This is a genomic window from Streptomyces sp. NPDC059994, from assembly GCF_042737755.1.
Lineage (GTDB): Bacteria > Actinomycetota > Actinomycetes > Streptomycetales > Streptomycetaceae > Streptomyces.
The window spans coordinates 1-17565 of sequence record NZ_JBHWUR010000028.1 but is presented as its reverse complement, the minus strand read 5'-3'; the positions used below and the strand labels follow the sequence as shown (position 1 = coordinate 17565).

Here is a 17565-nt window from a genome sequence, read left to right as displayed (position 1 = left end):
ACCCCGCTTTCGGGGCTCCGCCCCGGACCCCGCTCCTCAAACTCCCCCAAGGACTTCGTCCAGGGGGACCCCCAGGGGCTGAATTTCCCGCCGCCGGGGCTGAATTCGGCCGCGCCCCTTCTGCCCTTAGGGGCGCGGGGAACTGCGCGAGCAGCCACAGCCGGCCCGCAGACATACACCGGGCCGAAAAGGGGCGCGGGGAACTGCGCGACCAGCGCCCACCAAACCCGCAGACGAACCCGGGGGGCCGGGACGCAGCCCCGCCCGGGGGCCCGGGGGCGCAGCCCCCGGGACGCCCACGGGCTCAGGTGGTACGACGGCGCCGCGCCCCAGGCCGGCGCTCGCTCGGCCGAGTCACGTGCTCCCCGGCCTCCACGGCCGCGTCCCGCCGCGCCGCCCCGAACTCCGCCAGCGCCTCCGCCAGCTTCAGCACCGACGGCTCGGGCGCCATCACGTCCACCCGCAGCCCGTGCTCCTCGGCCGTCTTGGCCGTGGCCGGGCCGATGCACGCGATCACGGTCACGTTGTGCGGCTTGCCCGCGATGCCGACGAGGTTGCGGACCGTCGACGACGACGTGAAGAGCACCGCGTCGAAGCCGCCGCCCTTGATCGCCTCACGGGTGTCGGCCGGCGGCGGCGACGCGCGCACGGTCCGGTAGGCCGTGACGTCGTCCACCTCCCAGCCCAGCTCGATCAGACCGGCCACCAGCGTCTCGGTGGCGATGTCCGCCCGGGGCAGGAACACGCGGTCGATCGGGTCGAAGACCGGGTCGTACGGGGGCCAGTCCTCAAGGAGGCCCGCCGCCGACTGCTCGCCGCTGGGCACCAGGTCCGGCTTGACGCCGAACTCGACCAGGGCCGCCGCCGTCTGCTCGCCCACCGCCGCGACCTTGATGCCCGCGAAGGCGCGCGCGTCCAGCCCGTACTCCTCGAACTTCTCGCGCACCGCCTTGACCGCGTTCACCGAGGTGAAGGCGATCCACTCGTAGCGGCCCGTCACCAGGCCCTTGACCGCGCGCTCCATCTGCTGCGGTGTGCGCGGCGGCTCGACGGCGATCGTCGGCACCTCGTGCGGCACCGCGCCGTAGGAACGCAGTTGGTCGGAGAGCGACGCCGCCTGCTCCTTCGTACGCGGTACGAGGACCCGCCACCCGAAGAGCGGCTTGGACTCGAACCACGACAGCCGGTCGCGCTGGGCCGCGGCGGTGCGCTCACCGACCACGGCTATGACCGGCTGGTGCCCGTCCGGCGACGGCAGCACCTTCGCCTGCTTGAGGATCTGGGCGACCGAGCCGAGCGTTGCGTTCCAGGTGCGCTGGCGCGTGGTCGTACCGGCGACCGTCACCGTCATCGGGGTGTCGGGCTTGCGGCCCGCCGCGACGAGTTCGCCCGCCGCCGCGGCCACCGTCTCCAGGGTCGCGGAGACGACGACCGTGCCGTCGCTCGCGCCGACCTCGGTCCAGCAGCGCTCGCCCGCGCTGCGCGCGTCGACGAAGCGCACATCGGCGCCGCCCGAGGTGTCGCTGAGCGGAACACCGGCGTACGCGGGTACGCCCACCGCCGTCGCGACACCGGGCACGACCTCGAAGGGGATGCCCTCCGAGGCGCAGGCGAGCATCTCGTCGCCCGCCCTGCCGTCCAGGCCCGGGTCGCCCGCGACCGCACGTACCACCCGCCTGCCGGAGCGTGCGGCCTCCATGACAAGATTGGCGGCGTCCCGCAACACGGGGACACCAACGGTTGCTGACGTCTCGTCAACTACCGTCAGCTGAGGTGTGTCCACACCTGCCCGCGCATGCGCGCGAACCACGTCGAGCACAGCCGGCTCGGCGATCAGGACATCTGCCGACGCCAGCGCTTCCACGGCGCGCAGCGTCAGCAGTCCCGGGTCCCCTGGGCCGGCACCGAGGAAGGTGACGCACCCGTGCGCGGAGACGGCGGGAAGGTTCGAGGAGTTGGTGGGGCTCAAAGTGCTCGCTCCCCCATAAGACCGGCCGCACCCTTGGCAAGCATCTCGACCGCGAGTTCGCGACCGAGCGCCACGGCTTCGTCGTGCGACGCAGGTACAGGACCGGTGATGGACAGCTGCACCAGCGTCGAGCCGTCGGTGGTACCGACGACGCCGCGCAGGCGCATCTCATGAACAATCTGCCCGTCGGCCAGAAGGTCGGCGTAGGCACCCACAGGTGCGGAACAGCCGGCCTCCAGGGCGGCGAGCAGGGACCGCTCGGCGGTCACGGCGACCCGGGTGTACGGGTCGTCGAGCTCGGCGAGCGCGGCGGCGAGGTCGGCATCGGCTGCCGTGCACTCGATCGCCAGTGCCCCCTGGCCGGGGGCGGGCAGCATGGTGTCGACCGGAAGGAAATCGGTCACCTCACCGATCCTGCCGATGCGGTTGAGCCCGGCCGCGGCGAGTACCACCGCGTCGAGTTCACCACTGTGCGCGAATCCGATCCGGGTGTCGATGTTCCCCCGGATCGGCACGGTTTCGACGGCGAGGCCGTGGCTGCGCGCGTACGCGTTCAGCTGCGACATGCGCCGGGGCGAGCCGGTGCCTATGCGGACCGTACGGCCCTCGGCGGAGGCGGCCAGCTCGGTCAGGGTCAGCCCGTCGCGCGCCACGAGCACGTCGCGCGGGTCCTCGCGGACCGGCACGGCGGCGAGCACGAGGTCGTCGGGCTGCGCGGTCGGCAGGTCCTTGAGCGAGTGCACGGCGAAGTCGACGTCACCGCGCAGCAGCGCCTCGCGCAGCGCGGTCACGAAGACGCCCGTGCCGCCGATCTGCGCCAGGTGCTCGCGCGAGGTGTCGCCGTACGTGGTGATCTCCACCAGCTCGACCGGACGCCCGGTCAACTGCCGTACGGCGTCGGCCACCTGGCCGGACTGGGCCATGGCGAGCATGCTGCGCCTGGTCCCCAGCCTCAGTGCTTTCTGGGTCATGACCGCCCTCGGTTCTTCGCGTCTCGGTTCTTGACGTCGACGTCGTTCAGATCGGCCCGCGACACGGCGGCGACCGTCTCCGGGTCGAGGTCGAAGAGAGTGCGCAGCGCGTCCGCGTACCCGGCACCGCCGGGCTCCGCCGCCAGCTGCTTGATCCGCACGGTCGGCGCGTGCAGGAGCTTGTCGACGACGCGGCGCACGGTCTGGGTGACCTCCGCGCGCTGCCTCTCGTCCAGGTCGGGCAGCCGCCCCTCCAGGCGCGCCACTTCGCCGGCCACCACATCGGCGGCCATCGCGCGCAGCGCGACCACGGTCGGCGTGATGTGCGCGGCGCGCTGGGCGGCGCCGAAGGCCGCGACCTCGTCGGAGACGATCGAGCGGACCTGGTCGACGTCGGCGGCCATCGGCGCGTCGGCCGAGGCCTCGGCGAGCGACTCGATGTCGACGAGGCGCACGCCCGGGATGCGGTGGACGGCGGCGTCGATGTCGCGCGGCATGGCGAGGTCGAGCAGCGCGAGCCGGACCGAGCCGCTCTGCGCGGGGATGCGGCGGCGCGCGGCGGGCCGGGCGCCGGTGGCGTTGTCGGCCCAACTGCCGTGCAGCTCAAGGGAGTCGGCGTCGACCGGCTCGCCCTGTTCGCGTACGGCGTCGGCGGCCTCGGCGACCGCCGTGTACGCGGCGAGTCCGGCGCCGGCGGCGGCCGTGGCGGCGAAGTCGACGGGGCAGCCCTCGGGGGCGGCGGCGGGCGCGTGGCTCGCGGGAGCGGCGGCGACCGGGGCGCCGAGCGCCTCGCCGACGGCCTGAGCCGTCAGGACCAGACCGGTCGCGCCCGTACAGGAGACCGCCACGTCGACTCGTGTCAGCTCGCGCGCGACATCGCCCATCGGCACGGCGCGGGCCGCCGTGCCCGACTCCGCGAGGATCTCGACCAGGCGCTCGGCGCGGCCGGGCGTGCGGTTGGCGACGATCACCTCGCGCACTCCGGCGCGCGCCAGCGTCGCCGCGGCCAGCGAGGACATCGAGCCCGCGCCGATCACCAGGGCGCGCTTGTCCTTGGCCCAGGTCTCCACCGGCATGCCGACGGCCAGCTGCTCCAGGCCGAAGGTGACCAGGGACTGTCCGGCCCGGTCGATGCCGGTCTCGCTGTGGGCGCGCTTGCCGACCCGCAGGGCCTGCTGGAACAGGTCGTTGAGGAGCCGCCCGGCGGTGTGGAGCTCCTGCCCCAGCGCGAGCGTGTCCTTGATCTGGCCGAGGATCTGCCCCTCGCCCACGACCATCGAGTCCAGCCCGCACGCCACCGAGAAGAGGTGGTGGACGGCCCGGTCCTCGTAGTGCACATAGAGATACGGAGTGAGCTCCTCCAGACCGACGCCGCTGTGCTGGGCGAGCAGCGTGGAGAGCTCGGCGACGCCCGCGTGGAACTTGTCCACGTCCGCGTACAGCTCGATCCGGTTGCAGGTGGCCAGGACCGCCGCCTCGGCGGCGGGCTCCGCGGCCAGGGTGTCCTGCAGCAGCTTGACCTGCGTGTCCGAGGACAGCGAGGCCCGCTCCAGGATGCTGACGGGTGCGCTGCGGTGGCTGAGGCCGACGACCAGGAGGCTCATGCCGGCATCACGGCGGGCATGTCCCCGTCGGGTCCCTTCCGGTCCACGGCCGCGCCGCCGCGCACCACGGGCGCGACGTCGGCGGCCTCGGCCGCGGCCGCGTCCTCACCGGCCTTGCGCTGCTCGTGGAAGGCGAGGATCTGCAGCTCGATGGAGAGGTCGACCTTGCGTACGTCGACGCCCTCGGGCACCGACAGGACCGTCGGCGCGAAGTTCAGGATGGAGGTGACCCCGGCGGCGACCAGGCGGTCGCAGACCGGCTGCGCGGCGCCCGCCGGCGTCGCGATGACGCCGATGGAGACACCGTTGTCGCTGATGATCTTCTCCAGCTCGTCGGAGTGCTGCACCGGGATCCCGGCGACGGGCTTGCCCGCCATCGCGGGGTCCGCGTCGATCAGCGCGGCGACCCGGAAGCCACGGGAGGCGAACCCGCCGTAGTTGGCGAGGGCCGCGCCCAGGTTTCCGATGCCGACGATGACGACGGGCCAGTCCTGGGTCAGGCCGAGCTCGCGGGAGATCTGGTAGACGAGGTACTCGACGTCGTAGCCGACGCCCCTGGTCCCGTAGGAGCCGAGGTACGAGAAGTCCTTGCGCAGCTTCGCGGAGTTGACCCCCGCGGCCGCGGCCAGCTCCTCGGAGGAGACCGTGGGTACGGAGCGCTCCGACAGTCCGGTCAGTGCACGCAGATACAGCGGAAGCCTGGCGACGGTGGCCTCGGGGATTCCTCGGCTACGGGTCGCCGGTCGGTGAGTTCGGCCAGTTGCCACGGTGCTCCTGCGGGATGAGCGAGGCAGGCGGCCATGTGTCCCAGGACCGCCCCGTCGAATGCAGGCTATGTCTTTGTGAACGCGTGCACAAAGATGGTGTCCGCTTTGTCCGAGCAAAGTGACCGGGCTCACGCGAACCGGCGCCGATTTCCGGGAACCGACAGCGAAGTCGACCCGTTGAGAACCCGAAGGGGGCAAAACCGTACACACCTCTCCACGATGTCACCCCCGAACGCGACAAAACGACCTCGATGGTAACCACAACTACCGCTGATCACCCACTCGATCACGGGCAGGTGGAGCCCGGACGCGCACACAGTCGCCCCACCCACCTCACACACCTCACAGGCTCAGTGCACTCCTGAGGCGCGCGGGGTCCACGCGCCAGAAGGTGTGCTGCGCGCCGTCGACGAGGACCACCGGAATCTGCTCCCAGTACTCACGGTGCAGCGCCTCGTCCTGAGTGATGTCCTTCTCCTCCCACACCGCACCGGTCTCGGCGCACACCCGCTCCACGACGGCGCGGGCGTCGTCGCAGAGATGACAGCCGGGCTTGCCGATGAGCGTGACGAGCGGCGGGGCGGACCGGTCGGGGCTCTGCGGGGACTTCCCCCGCCGAAAGAGAGGACTCATGAGTCCATTCTCCGCCCGCGGCGAAGCGGGCCCGCCCATAGGCGGGATCAGTCCCATCCGACCCGTTCAACAGTCCCGCCAACAGTCCCGCCTCGCAGAGTTCACGCCACCGCATCCCGGCGTGTCGGGCGGGACCGAACAGACTGGCTATGCTCACGGCATGGCCGTACTGGGATGGCTCACCCCTCGTAGGCGCTCGGCGACAGCCCGCAGCGTGCTGGCCGGCGAGGCCGCAGCCGAGGCAGCCCGCAAATCCGAACAGGAGCTGGCGGAACTCGCGGAAGCGGAAGCCAGGAGAAAGGCCGAGCCGGATTCCGCATCCCCCTCGGCTCCGGAGTTCCCCGTCGTCGGGGACGACCTGGCCGCCGCCTTCTTCGACCTCGACAACACGGTGATGCAGGGCGCGGCGATCTTCCACTTCGGGCGGGGCCTGTACAAGCGGAAGTTCTTCCAGCGCCGCGACCTGGCCCGGTTCGCCTGGCAGCAGGCGTGGTTCCGGCTCGCCGGGGTCGAGGACCCCGAGCACATGCAGGACGCGCGCGAGAGTGCCCTGTCCATTGTCAAGGGCCACCGCGTCTCCGAGCTGATGACCATCGGCGAGGAGATCTACGACGAGTACATGGCGGACCGCATCTGGCCCGGCACGCGCGCGCTGGCCCAGGCGCACCTGGACGCGGGCCAGAAGGTGTGGCTGGTGACGGCCGCGCCGGTGGAGACCGCGACGATCATCGCGCGCCGCCTCGGCCTGACGGGCGCGCTCGGCACGGTCGCGGAGTCCGTGAACGGCGTCTACACCGGCCGCCTGGTGGGCGAGCCCCTGCACGGCCCCGCCAAGGCGGAGGCGGTACGCGCCCTGGCGGCGGCGGAGGGCCTGGACCTCACGCGCTGCGCGGCGTACAGCGACTCCCACAACGACATCCCCATGCTGTCCCTGGTGGGCCACCCCTACGCCATCAACCCCGACGCGAAACTCCGCAAGCACGCCCGGGCGAGGGAGTGGCGCCTGCGCGACTACCGGACGGGCCGGAAGGCGGCGAAGGTGGGGATCCCGGCGGCGGCGGGGGTAGGCGCACTGGCAGGCGGCACGGTGGCGGCGGTCGCCCTGCATCGCCGCAGGCGCTGAGACGGTTCCGGGGCGGCGTTCCGGGGCGGCGTTCCGTGGCCGCGCTCCGTGGCCGCGCTCCGTGGCCGCGCTCCGTGGCCGCGCTCCGTGGCCGCGCTCCGTGGCCGCGCTCCGTGGCCGCGCTCCGTGGCCGCGCTTCACCTGCGGGCCGGTGGGGGCTGGTCGCGCAGTTCCCCGCGCCCCTGAAGGGGCGCGCTCCTCGCACGCCGGAGGGCTGACATGTGGCCGTGCTCCCTTTTGCCTTTAGGGGCGCGGGGAACTGCGCGCCCAACCACAGACAACCTGCAGACGAACGGGGCCCGGGGGCGAAGCCCAGGTAACCCACCCACCGCGTGCCGGGATCCGGGCGAAGCCCGACGCGGGGTGCAGGGGGCGGAGCCTCCGCAAGCGAGTGCAGGGGCGCAGCCCCACCCGGGGTCCGGGGCGGAGCCCAGGTAACCCACCCACCCCGCGCCCGGCATCCGGGGTGGCCCCGGCATCCGGGGTGGCCCCGGGGTCCGGGGCGGAGTCCCAAAAGCGGGGTTCGGGGGCCGCAAGCCCCGCAACGGGGGCCCGGGGCGCGGCCCCGGGAAACCCGCCTCAACCACACACCCACCCCCGGGGGCCACGCGGCGGAGCCGCACATGTCACAGCGGGAACGGGACTGGTGGGGGGCCCAATCCGGGACCACTTACCCGCAGGAACCCCCCCACCAGTCCCCCACCAGTCCCCCACCCCCCACTCGGCCACATCCCACCCCTCAACCGATCAATATCGATCACCACAACGCCACCACCCGCTCACACTCCGCAACCCAATCCGCCGCATAGACGTAACAGAAGCGACGGAATCGACGATTTGAGCAACTGGGTGTAGTGCTCCCTGCACGAAGCGTTATTCTCCTCAGACGCATACCGGAACCCACACATCGCCACGGCGGGTGAACGGTCCCGCACTGCACGTGATGGAAGCTCTGCCTCTGGGAGTCCCGTGTACCCACACGTCGGGGTTGACGCCTCGGGCCTGGCTACGCTGCGCGCAGCGGTCGTCGACCGTCTGCGCGTCTTCGTCCCCACCGCGTACGTCACCGCCCCCGCCTTCGCCACCGCCTCACCCCTCGGTGCCTGCTACGCGCTGGCAGACGGTGGCGCCGCGGTCGGAAGACGGAGCGGCGGCCGCAGCACGGGCACGTCCGCGACGCCGACCGCCCGCCGCCCCAGCGCCGACAGCGACAGCGCCCGCATGATGGACCTCGTCGAGCGCGCCCAGGCGGGCGAGGCCGACGCCTTCGGACGGTTGTACGACCAGTACAGCGACACCGTGTACCGGTACATCTACTACCGCGTAGGCGGCAAGGCCACCGCCGAGGACCTCACCAGCGAGACCTTTCTGCGCGCCCTGCGCAGGATCTCGACCTTCACCTGGCAGGGCCGCGATTTCGGCGCCTGGCTGGTCACGATCGCGCGCAACCTGGTCGCGGACCACTTCAAGTCGAGCCGTTTCCGCCTGGAAGTGACCACCGGCGAAATGCTCGACGCCAATGAAGTGGAGCGCTCGCCCGAGGACTCCGTCCTGGAGTCCCTCTCCAACGCCGCGCTCCTCGAAGCCGTACGGAAACTCAATCCACAGCAGCAGGAGTGCGTCACCCTGCGCTTCCTCCAGGGCCTATCGGTCGCCGAGACCGCCCGCGTCATGGGCAAGAACGAGGGCGCCATCAAGACCCTCCAGTACCGCGCCGTGCGCACTCTCGCCCGGCTCCTCCCCGAAGACGCCCGCTAGACGCCCGCCAGACGCCCGCTGATGTCCGCTGACCCCGGAGGCCGCACAGGCCTCCGGACGGGCCGGCCCAACTCACCTTCGGTGAGTGCTCAGTGCTGCCCCGGTCACACTGTGGTCCGATCATCCTTCGTCCGTAACCCAAGTGCCGCGTCCGTCGTTGTGCCGGGTGCAGGCTCCCTGTGGTCACGCCATGTCCCCCGCCGCTCACCCGATCGTGTGGATGTGCTCAAGGCGTGCAACCTTCCAGGCCCCTTGGGGAGTCGACCGTGATGACGAGAGGAGGTGCCGCCAGTGATCGCGAACGTATCGGCGCACCGGCGGGCGAACGCCTTCGCCCAGGCCCTGGAAGAAGCCTCGGCGGCCCAGCAGCCACCCGCCAATCCGGCCGTCGCGGCCGAACAGGCGGCGGAAGCCGACCTGTTGACCCTGGCGACCGTCCTCGGCGAACTGCCGAAACCAGAGATGGACCCACAGGTGAAGGTGGAGCAGCGGGCGCTGCTCGTGGCCGCCATGGAGCAGATGTTTGCTTCAGGTGGCGCCACCGACCCCCTGATGCCCGAACAGCGGGCCGGCCGGGGCGCCCACCGGGCGGCCCCGCTCCGCACATTGCGCCCCCGCTCCCGCTGGTCGAAGGGCATCGCTGCGGGCGGCCTGAGCATCGGTGTGGCCGCGGGCGCGTTCAGCGGCGTAGCCGCTGCCAGCTCCCACGCCCTCCCCGGTGACTCGCTGTACGGGCTGAAGCGCGGCATGGAGGACCTCAAGCTCAACCTGGCGGACGACGACGCCGACCGGGGCAAGATCTACCTCGATCAGGCCTCCACCCGGCTCAGCGAGGCCCGCCGCCTGATGGAGCGCGGCCGCGCCGGCGACCTCGACCACGAGCAGCTGAGCGAGGTCCGCCGCACGCTGAGCGGTATGCAGCACGACGTGAGCGAAGGCCACCGACTGCTCCACGCCGCGTACGCCAAGGACGGCTCGCTCAGCCCCATCGCCGCGCTGTCGTCGTTCGCCTCGGCGCACCGCGACAGCTGGAGCAAGCTGCGAGGCAGACTGCCCACGCAGCTCACCGACGTCGCCGACCAGGTCACCTCCGTCTTCGTGGCCATAGACCAAGAGGTCGAGCCGCTGCGTTCGATGCTCCCCCCGGCCAGGACGAAGACCCATGGCCGTACGGACACGACGCACCAGGGCGAGGCGAGCCACACGGCCCGCCCTGCCCCGGCCTCCTCGGCCCCGGCGCACGGAACGGTGGGCGGCGGCACCAAGCCGCAGCCCTCCACCCCGGGCACCAAGCCGAACGAGGGCCTGCTCGGCGGCAACACCGGCGGCCCCTTCGCCCCCCCGTCGAAGAGCGCCCCGCCGACGTCCGGCACCACCCCGGTCAAGCCGCCGGTCCCGGACGTCACCCTGCCCCCGCTCCTCCCCGGCCTGCTCCCGGGCCTGGGCATCGATGGCGAGGACGCGAGGTAGCTCGACCGGTCACGTGTGTGGGGCGCGCCGTTTCACCAGGCGCGCCCCACACACGTACCCCTGTCAGAAAACAGGTCGGAAGTACTCAGCAGAAGAACTCAGAAGAACACCGACCGCCGCTGCACCAGCAGCTTGTAGAGCGTGTGCTGGATCTGCTCCCGCACCTGATCCGTCAGGTTGAACATCAGCATCGGGTCCTCCGCCGCCTCCGGCGGATACCCGTCGGTCGGGATCGGCTCGCCGAACTGGATCGTCCACTTCGTCGGCAGCGGCACGAGCCCGGCCGGCCCCAGCCACGGGAACGTGGGCGTGATCGGGAAGTACGGAAAGCCCAGAAGGCGGGCCAGCGTCTTGGAGTTGCCGATCATCGGGTAGATCTCCTCTGCCCCGACGATCGAGCACGGCACGATCGGCGTCCCCGCCCGCAGCGCGGTCGACACGAACCCGCCCCGCCCGAACCGCTGGAGCTTGTACCGCTCGCTGAACGGCTTCCCGATGCCCTTGAAGCCCTCCGGCATCACCCCGACGACCTCGCCCCGCTCCAGGAGCGCCTGGGCGTCCTCCGCGCAGGCCAGGGTGTGCCCGGCCTTGCGGGCCAGCTCGTTGACGACCGGCAGCATGAACACCAGGTCCGCAGCGAGCAGCCGCAGGTGCCGCCCCGCCGGATGGTGGTCGTGCACCGCCACCTGCATCATCAGCCCGTCCAGCGGCAGCGTCCCGGAGTGGTTGGCGACGACCAGCGCCCCGCCCTCGGCCGGGATGTTCTCGACGCCCTTCACCTCCACCCGGAAGTACTTCTCGTAGAAGGGGCGGATCAGGGACATCAGGACCTGGTCGGTGAGCTCCTGGTCGTAGCCGAACTCGTCGACCTCGTACTCGCCGGTGATCCGCCGCCGCAGGAACGCGAGCCCGCCCGCGACCCGCCGGTCCCAGCCGCCACCCGGCTCCCCCACCTCCTCGCCCGGCTGCCCGGCATCCCTCGGGGAACCGTCCCGCGAGGCGTCCTGCTGCGGGACGGCGGCGTCAGCGGCCCCCTGCGGCCCCTGGCGGCCCTCCGGGCCCTGGGAGACGGTCTGCTGGCCCGGCAGGGCGCTCACCGGGGCGGGAGCCGCCTCCGGGGCCGTACCCCGCCGCCCGCCGGAGCGGCGGCGCCCCGGGCGCTGCGCACCGCCGCGCGAGCGGTCGTCGTCGAACGGAATGACCTTGGCGTCCGCCATCGTGGTTGAGCTCCTCATTCCGCGCCGGGAGTGGACAAGGTGGAAGTGGCCGGAGCACCCCCGGCGAACGGCCGGAAGGGCAGCGCCGCCACCCCGTCCACGGCCCTCGCCAGGGCGTCCGGCGGCAGCAGCCCGGGGCCCCGGCTGCGCGCGAAGTCGGCGAAAGCCTCCGCCGTCGTGTACTTCGGCTCGAACCCCAGCGTCTCCCGCATCTGCGCGGTGCTCACCACCCTGCCGTGGGTGAGCAGTCTGATCTGCTCGGGCGAGAAGTCGCTCACGCCGACCGAGCGCAGCGCCGAGCCCACCCAGCGGACCGCCGGCAGCAGCACCGGCACGGTCGGCCTGCCCAGCCGCCGCGAGCACTGCGACAGCAGCAGTACGCCCTCCCCGGCCACGTTGAAGGTGCCGCTGTTGAGCGTCCCGCGACGGGGCTCGTGCGAGGCGATGCGCAGCACGTCGATGACGTCGTCCTCGTGGACGAACTGCAGCCGGGGGTCGTAGCCGAACACGGTCGGCAGCACCGGCAGCGAGAAGTACTCGGCGAGCGGCGAGTCCGCGCCCGGCCCCAGGATGTTCGCGAACCGCAGCACACACACCGCCACATCGGGCCGGCGCCGCGCGAAGCCGCGTACGTACCCCTCGACCTCGACGGCGTCCTTGGCGAAGCCGCCGCTCGGCAGCGACTTGGGCGGGGTCGTCTCGGTGAAAACGGCCGGATCGCGCGGCGCCGACCCGTACACGCTGGTGCTCGACTTCACCACCAGGCGCCGCACCGAAGGCGACTTCTGGCACGCGCCGAGCAGCTGCATGGTGCCGATGACGTTCGTTTCCTTCACGGACGTCCGCCCGCCTGCGCCCAGCGGCGTGCCGGTCACGTCCATGTGCACGACGGTGTCCACGGCGTGCTCGGCCAGCACGCGGGCGATGGCGGGCTGCCGTATGTCCGCCCGTACGAAATCGGCTCCGCCCAGATGGTGGCCGGGCGGCACGGCGTCCACGCCGATCACCCGGTCCACTTCCGGATCACGCTGGATGCGCCGTACGAGACGGCCTCCGAGCTGCCGGGCCACTCCGGTGACGAGCACGACCTTCCCCAAGATCAGCGCCTTCCTTTGGCCTGAGGTGCACTCTTGGCGCCACCGTAGCGGCTGGATGTCGCCCGGTGATGACCGCGTGGTCGCGCGTGGCCGATAAACCGGCGCCGAAGGGCCCGCCGGAAAGCACGCGGCACGGCTTCCGGGATACCGGAAGGGCGTGCGGGATATGCGGCCGGTAAACGCACCGCAGCCCTCCCACCAGGACGGCGGAAGGGCTGCGAGTTCACGTACAGCTGTCGCTTACTTCTTGTTGCGACGCTGAACGCGGGTGCGCTTGAGCAGCTTGCGGTGCTTCTTCTTAGCCATCCGCTTGCGCCGCTTCTTGATAACAGAGCCCACGACTACCCTCGCTCACTTCTCTTCACTCGGTGCGGGGCGTCTGGGCCCACACGACCTACGAGGGGCTAGCCTACCCGCCTGAGCGCAGAGGTCGTAACCGAGGGCGCCGTCAGGCTGTCTCCACCCCCACGAAGGACTCTCGGAGGTACTCCTGAACCGCCTGCTCCGGGACCCTGAAGGACCTGCCCACCCGGATCGCCGGCAGATGACCGCTGTGCACCAAGCGGTACACGGTCATCTTCGACACTCGCATCACCGAGGCGACTTCCGCCACGGTCAGGAACACGACCTCGTTCAGAGGCCTCTGATCAGCAGCCATGACCCACCTGTACCTTCCGCACCCGACGCGCACCGGCTTCCCCTCCGGTGACTCTTCGTCGCTGTGCGCTCACTCCCCAGACTAGGGGCGGGTGGTGCGAGTGGGGAAGAGGAGCTGCTGATGGCCGCCTACCGTGACAGACACGCTCGATTGAGTACATAGCGTGTAAGCGGCCGGTAGTAATCAGACCGCACAGCGTCATCAAGCGGAACGGCCACGGACACCCGCCCCTCGGCCTCTCCGACGAACAGCGCGGGATCATCCGTATCGGCCAGACCGACCGCCTCGATACCCAGCTGACCTGCCCCGCAGACCCATCCGTGATCTCCGACGACCAGGTCCGGAAGCCGCCCGCGAAGGCTCGCCGCGACCCCCAGGGCGACCCGAACCGGCAGCGGCGAATGGGTATGTGCGCCGGTTTCACTGGCGGGACCCCGCGCGCCGGGTTCACGCACCAGCGCGACTCCTCGTACGTAGTCAAGGTTGTACGTGCGTACCCCGAACCGGGTCGTTATGTCGACACATCGCCCCTGCGCGGGGGTGAGAACATCACATCCGGCCGCCGACAAAGCGTCCGCGAGGGCGGCGTAGAAGGCGAGCAGCCGGTGCGGATGCCCGGTTCCGAAGAGTACGGCGCCGCGCCGCGCGGCCACGTCGCGGATCCTCGCGGCCAGCGCGTCGAGCCCGGCGAGCGTCCGCTCCGGATCGATGACATCCGGCCCCGTCACATGCGCCGGATCCGGACTCACCCCGCACTTGTCGGCCATGAGCCGCAGTAAGTCCCGCTCGCCCCATCCCCATTCGGGGTCGAGACCGAGCGTGACCCGAGGGTCCCGGGCCGCGAACAGCCGATAGCTGCGCAGGCTCTCCTCCCGCGAGGTGGCCACAGGCCCGGCCAGCCGCGCAGCCAACAGATGCGCCCGCAGCGCCCCGGTGCTCAACACCCCCCGATGCTCCCGCAGTAGGGCGCCCCGGGGGCCGAAACCGGACAGAGTACGCACAGTTGGCGTAACGGATCGAAGCAGCGGGGTGCAGTGGGGTACAGGGGGCGGCGAAGCCCCGCACAGAGCCGCGGGCTTCGCTACGCCAGCAGCCCCCGCAGCGGATACACCGCCCGCCGAGTCGCCAGGACCGCCTGGTCCAGGCGGTCCGCCGGGTCGTAGCCCGACTCCCAGTCACGCCACAGCACCGTACGCCCGTCCGTCATCCGCCCCGGCCCCAACTGACGTGTACGGGCGAACACTTCGTCCCGCCACGACGCCGGGATCACCGACTCCGGATCCACCGGCGCGTGCCCCGCCACCCCCACCAGATGCGTCCACGAGCGCGGCACCACGTCCACCACCGCGTATCCCCCGCCCCCGAGGGCCACCCACTTCCCGCCCGCCACATGCTCGTGCGCCAGCGCGTGGCACGCCTCCTGGACCGCCCGCTGGGCGTCCAGCGAGACCGCCAGATGCGCCAGCGGATCCTCGAAGTGCGTGTCGGCGCCGTGCTGCGTCACCAGCACCTGGGGGCGGAACTCGGCCAGCAGGTCCGGCACCACGGAGTGGAACGCCCGCAGCCACCCCTCGTCCCCGGTCCCGGCCGGCAGCGCCACGTTCACGGCCGTCCCGTCGGCATCCGTCTCCTCCGGCCACCCCGTCCCGGGGAACAGCAGCCGGGGATGCTCGTGGAGCGAGATCGTCAGCACCCTGGGGTCGTCCCAGAACGCCGTCTGCACCCCGTCCCCGTGGTGCACGTCCACATCCACGTACGCGACCCGCTCCGCCCCCAGCTCAAGGAGCCGGGCGATCGCGAGCGCCGCGTCGTTGTAGATGCAGAACCCCGCGGCCCCGCCCGGCATCGCGTGGTGCAGGCCGCCCGCGAAGTTCACCGCGTGCGCCGCGTCCCCGCGCCACACCGCCTCGGCGGCCCCCACGGACTGCCCGGCGATCAGCGCTGCCGCCTCGTGCATCCCGGCGAACGCGGGGTCGTCCACGGTCCCCAGGCCGTACGCCTGGTCCGCGGCGCCCGGATCCGCCGAGGCGTCCCGTACGGCCGCCACGTAGTCCTCGCGGTGGACGAGCCGCAGCGTCGAGTCCCCGGCCGCGGGCGCGGCCACCACGTCGAGCACCTTGTCCAGCCCGTACGCCCGCACCAACCCCATGGTCAGCGAGAGCCGTACCGGATCCATCGGATGGCTCGGTCCGAAGTCGTACGCCGTGACAGCGTCATCCCACATCAACAGTGCGCGGCCGCTCATGCCCGCCACCGTATCGGGCGCCCTCCGCGCCGAACGACCGGGCGTACACGAGCGTCAGCAGAACCAGCACCATCGGTATGAGCATGGCGCCGCGATAGCTCCACGCACCGCCGATCCCGCCGACCAGCGGCGACCCGAAGAGGTAGCCCACGTAGTTGAAGACGTTGAGCCGCGCGATCGCCGCGTCCGAGGCGTGCGGGAACAGCCGCCCCGCCGCCGCGTACGTCTGCGGCACGATCACACACAGCCCGAACCCCAGCATGGTGAACCCGAGCATCCCGATCCACGGCCCCGGCGCCACCGCGACCACCGCGAACCCGGCGCTCGCGAGCACGGCCCCGCCCCGCACCACGGCCACGGCCCCGAACCGCCGCACACCGTGGTCCCCGGCCGCCCGCCCCAGCAGGGTGGTGACCATGTAGACGTTGTACGGGACGGTCGACAGCTGCTCGGAGCTGCCGAGCACGTCCTGGAGGTACTTCGCGCTCCAGTTGGAGACGGTCGAGTCGCCGATGTACGCGAAGGCCATCACCAGGCAGAGCGGCAGCAGCAGCCGGAAGGCAACGGACTTGCCGCTCGCGGCGCCGCCTTCGGAAGCTTCGGAGCCTTCGGAAGCGACTTCCGAGGCGACGGCCGGCTCCCCGTCCACGTACCACCGGCTCCCGGCCAGACACAGCGGCAGCAGCACGAGGACGACCGGCAGATACGAGGCGAGCAGCGACAGGTCCCAGTGCGCCCCCACCCACGCGAGCGAGGCGCCCACGATCCCGCCGAGGCTGAACGCGGCGTGGAAACCCAGGATGATGCTGCGCCCGTACGCGCGCTGAAGACTGATCCCCAGCATGTTCATGCATGCGTCGAGCCCGCCGACGGCCAGCCCGAACGCCCCGAGCGAGACGGCCGCCTGCCACATCCGGTCCCCGGCCGCGACGCCGACCAGCGCGAGCAGCACGAGCGGCTGCACCCACCGCAGCACCACACTGGGCGCCACCCGCTTCACCAGGTGCTCGGTGGTGACGCTGCCGGCCCCGGCCAGGATCGGCACGCCCGCGAGGAACGCCGGCAACAGGCCGTCGGATATCCCGTACTGGTCCTGGAGCGCGGGGATGCGGGTCACCAGGAGGGCGAAGGCGATGCCCTGCGCACAGAAGCTGAGCGCCAGGGACGCCCGGCCCCGCCGCAGGCGTACGTCTGTCATGGCCGCAGAGCTTAGGCCCGCAAGCTACTCCTGGGTAGACGGATCACCCCAGCAATTCGCGCAGTTGTGCCATGTCGGAGAAGAGAGCCGTGCAGCCCTGGAGCCGCTCCTCGGGCGTCATGGCGGTGAACCCGTAGACGTCCATCCCGGCGGCCCGCGCGGCCTCCACCCCGAGCGGGCTGTCCTCGACGACGGCACACCGCTCCGGCGCGACGCCCATGCGCTCGGCGGCGTACAGGAACAGATCCGGCGCCGGCTTCCCGCGCCCGACGTCCTGCGAGGAGAACACCCACTCCTCCTCGAACCACTCGTCCAGCCCGGTCTTGCGGTGCCCCACCCGGATCCGCTCATGGCTCCCGGACGAGGCGACGCAGTACGGCACCCCGTCCGCCACCAGCTTCGCGAGTACGTCGGTGGCCCCGGCCATCGGCTGGAGCTCCCGCTCGAAGGCGGTGAAGACGCGGGCGTGGAACGCGTCGTCGAAGTCGGCGGGCAGCGCCTGCCCGGTCCGCTCCTGGATCAGCTCGTGGATGCGGTGCATGGCGGAGCCCATGTAGTCGCGAATGGATTCCTCGTACGAGGTGGGGAAGCCCAGCTCCGTGAGGTGCTCCGCGAGGATGGTGTTCGAGATCGGTTCGCTGTCGACGAGCACGCCGTCGTTGTCGAAGATGATGAGGTCATAGCGCATGGCTAGACCCTAAACGCCGGTAAACGCAGAAAAGCCCCGTACCGGATCCCGGTACGGGGCTTTTCTCAAAATTTGTTCGGCGGTGTCCTACTCTCCCACAGGGTCCCCCCTGCAGTACCATCGGCGCTGAAAGGCTTAGCTTCCGGGTTCGGAATGTAACCGGGCGT

General features: G+C 71.5%; 16 protein-coding genes and 1 rRNA gene. 3 read left to right on the top strand and 14 right to left on the bottom strand.

Annotation, left to right across the window (positions count from 1 at the left end; translation table 11 throughout):
- Positions 1 to 304: 304 nt before the first annotated feature.
- The 5 genes from ACFWA7_RS16650 to ACFWA7_RS16630 all read right to left on the bottom strand — a co-directional run bounded on the left by ACFWA7_RS16650 (position 305) and on the right by ACFWA7_RS16630 (position 5944).
- Positions 305 to 1969: a uroporphyrinogen-III synthase gene (locus ACFWA7_RS16650; protein ID WP_385548241.1), complete on the bottom strand. Its 1665-nt coding sequence runs from the start codon at positions 1967 to 1969 to the stop codon at positions 305 to 307.
- On the bottom strand, positions 1966 to 2940 hold the full coding sequence (hemC, locus tag ACFWA7_RS16645) for a hydroxymethylbilane synthase (protein WP_385548238.1): 975 nt from the start codon (positions 2938 to 2940) through the stop codon (positions 1966 to 1968). Before hemC ends, ACFWA7_RS16650 begins: the two co-directional genes overlap by 4 nt.
- Positions 2937 to 4544, bottom strand: coding sequence for a glutamyl-tRNA reductase (locus ACFWA7_RS16640; protein WP_385823558.1), 1608 nt, complete (start codon positions 4542 to 4544; stop codon positions 2937 to 2939). The genes hemC and ACFWA7_RS16640 overlap by 4 nt, the downstream gene beginning before the upstream one ends.
- A complete protein-coding gene (locus tag ACFWA7_RS16635) occupies positions 4541 to 5311 on the bottom strand; it encodes a redox-sensing transcriptional repressor Rex (protein WP_385823556.1) in 771 nt (256 codons plus the stop codon). The genes ACFWA7_RS16640 and ACFWA7_RS16635 overlap by 4 nt, the downstream gene beginning before the upstream one ends.
- A gap of 342 nt (positions 5312 to 5653) precedes the next feature.
- A complete protein-coding gene (locus tag ACFWA7_RS16630; protein WP_385548229.1) occupies positions 5654 to 5944 on the bottom strand; it encodes a glutaredoxin family protein in 291 nt (96 codons plus the stop codon).
- Between the two features lie 160 nt (positions 5945 to 6104).
- On the opposite strand from ACFWA7_RS16630, the gene ACFWA7_RS16625 reads away from it, so the two are divergent.
- From ACFWA7_RS16625 to ACFWA7_RS16615, 3 genes are all read left to right on the top strand, one after another.
- Positions 6105 to 7067 (top strand): HAD family hydrolase, encoded by a 963-nt coding sequence (locus tag ACFWA7_RS16625; protein WP_385548226.1) that lies wholly within the window; start codon positions 6105 to 6107, stop codon positions 7065 to 7067.
- Between the two features lie 969 nt (positions 7068 to 8036).
- Positions 8037 to 8825 carry an ECF subfamily RNA polymerase sigma factor, BldN family gene (locus ACFWA7_RS16620; RefSeq protein WP_371654038.1) on the top strand — a complete coding sequence of 263 codons (789 nt, stop codon included), beginning with the start codon at positions 8037 to 8039 and terminating at the stop codon, positions 8823 to 8825.
- Between the two features lie 291 nt (positions 8826 to 9116).
- Positions 9117 to 10295: a DUF5667 domain-containing protein gene (locus ACFWA7_RS16615; protein WP_385548221.1), complete on the top strand. Its 1179-nt coding sequence runs from the start codon at positions 9117 to 9119 to the stop codon at positions 10293 to 10295.
- A gap of 98 nt (positions 10296 to 10393) precedes the next feature.
- On the opposite strand, the gene ACFWA7_RS16610 is transcribed toward ACFWA7_RS16615, so the two are convergent.
- From ACFWA7_RS16610 to rrf, 9 genes are all read right to left on the bottom strand, one after another.
- A complete protein-coding gene (locus ACFWA7_RS16610) occupies positions 10394 to 11512 on the bottom strand; it encodes a lysophospholipid acyltransferase family protein (protein WP_385823553.1) in 1119 nt (372 codons plus the stop codon).
- Between the two features lie 14 nt (positions 11513 to 11526).
- Entirely contained in the window at positions 11527 to 12609 is a 1083-nt protein-coding gene (locus tag ACFWA7_RS16605; protein WP_385548215.1) for an NAD-dependent epimerase/dehydratase family protein, read from the bottom strand.
- A gap of 240 nt (positions 12610 to 12849) precedes the next feature.
- A complete protein-coding gene (locus ACFWA7_RS16600; RefSeq protein WP_003948845.1) occupies positions 12850 to 12948 on the bottom strand; it encodes a 30S ribosomal protein bS22 in 99 nt (32 codons plus the stop codon).
- 109 nt (positions 12949 to 13057) lie between these two features.
- Entirely contained in the window at positions 13058 to 13267 is a 210-nt protein-coding gene (locus tag ACFWA7_RS16595; protein ID WP_159047648.1) for a helix-turn-helix domain-containing protein, read from the bottom strand.
- A gap of 128 nt (positions 13268 to 13395) precedes the next feature.
- Positions 13396 to 14211 carry a phosphatase gene (locus ACFWA7_RS16590; protein ID WP_385548211.1) on the bottom strand — a complete coding sequence of 272 codons (816 nt, stop codon included), beginning with the start codon at positions 14209 to 14211 and terminating at the stop codon, positions 13396 to 13398.
- Positions 14212 to 14348: 137 nt separating this feature from the next.
- Positions 14349 to 15512 carry an acetoin utilization protein AcuC gene (locus ACFWA7_RS16585; protein ID WP_385548208.1) on the bottom strand — a complete coding sequence of 388 codons (1164 nt, stop codon included), beginning with the start codon at positions 15510 to 15512 and terminating at the stop codon, positions 14349 to 14351.
- Positions 15481 to 16710 (bottom strand): MFS transporter, encoded by a 1230-nt coding sequence (locus ACFWA7_RS16580; RefSeq protein WP_385823551.1) that lies wholly within the window; start codon positions 16708 to 16710, stop codon positions 15481 to 15483. Before ACFWA7_RS16580 ends, ACFWA7_RS16585 begins: the two co-directional genes overlap by 32 nt.
- Before the next feature lie 43 nt (positions 16711 to 16753).
- Positions 16754 to 17398 (bottom strand): HAD family hydrolase, encoded by a 645-nt coding sequence (locus tag ACFWA7_RS16575; protein ID WP_385548202.1) that lies wholly within the window; start codon positions 17396 to 17398, stop codon positions 16754 to 16756.
- Between the two features lie 74 nt (positions 17399 to 17472).
- Positions 17473 to 17565, bottom strand: a 5S ribosomal RNA gene (rrf, locus tag ACFWA7_RS16570); the annotation flags it as partial.

What these genes read in the sequence shown, in the direction of transcription:
- ACFWA7_RS16640 (WP_385823558.1), bottom strand. Translation starts at nt 4,544, where the DNA reads ATGAGCCTCCTGGTCGTCGGCCTCAGCCACCGCAGCGCACCCGTCAGC.
- ACFWA7_RS16610 (WP_385823553.1), bottom strand. Translation starts at nt 11,512, where the DNA reads ATGGCGGACGCCAAGGTCATTCCGTTCGACGACGACCGCTCGCGCGGC.
- ACFWA7_RS16595 (WP_159047648.1), bottom strand. Translation starts at nt 13,267, where the DNA reads ATGGCTGCTGATCAGAGGCCTCTGAACGAGGTCGTGTTCCTGACCGTG.
- ACFWA7_RS16585 (WP_385548208.1), bottom strand. Translation starts at nt 15,512, where the DNA reads ATGAGCGGCCGCGCACTGTTGATGTGGGATGACGCTGTCACGGCGTAC.
- ACFWA7_RS16580 (WP_385823551.1), bottom strand. Translation starts at nt 16,710, where the DNA reads ATGACAGACGTACGCCTGCGGCGGGGCCGGGCGTCCCTGGCGCTCAGC.
- ACFWA7_RS16625 (WP_385548226.1), top strand. Translation starts at nt 6,105, where the DNA reads ATGGCCGTACTGGGATGGCTCACCCCTCGTAGGCGCTCGGCGACAGCC.
- ACFWA7_RS16575 (WP_385548202.1), bottom strand. Translation starts at nt 17,398, where the DNA reads ATGCGCTATGACCTCATCATCTTCGACAACGACGGCGTGCTCGTCGAC.
- hemC (WP_385548238.1), bottom strand. Translation starts at nt 2,940, where the DNA reads ATGACCCAGAAAGCACTGAGGCTGGGGACCAGGCGCAGCATGCTCGCC.
- ACFWA7_RS16630 (WP_385548229.1), bottom strand. Translation starts at nt 5,944, where the DNA reads ATGAGTCCTCTCTTTCGGCGGGGGAAGTCCCCGCAGAGCCCCGACCGG.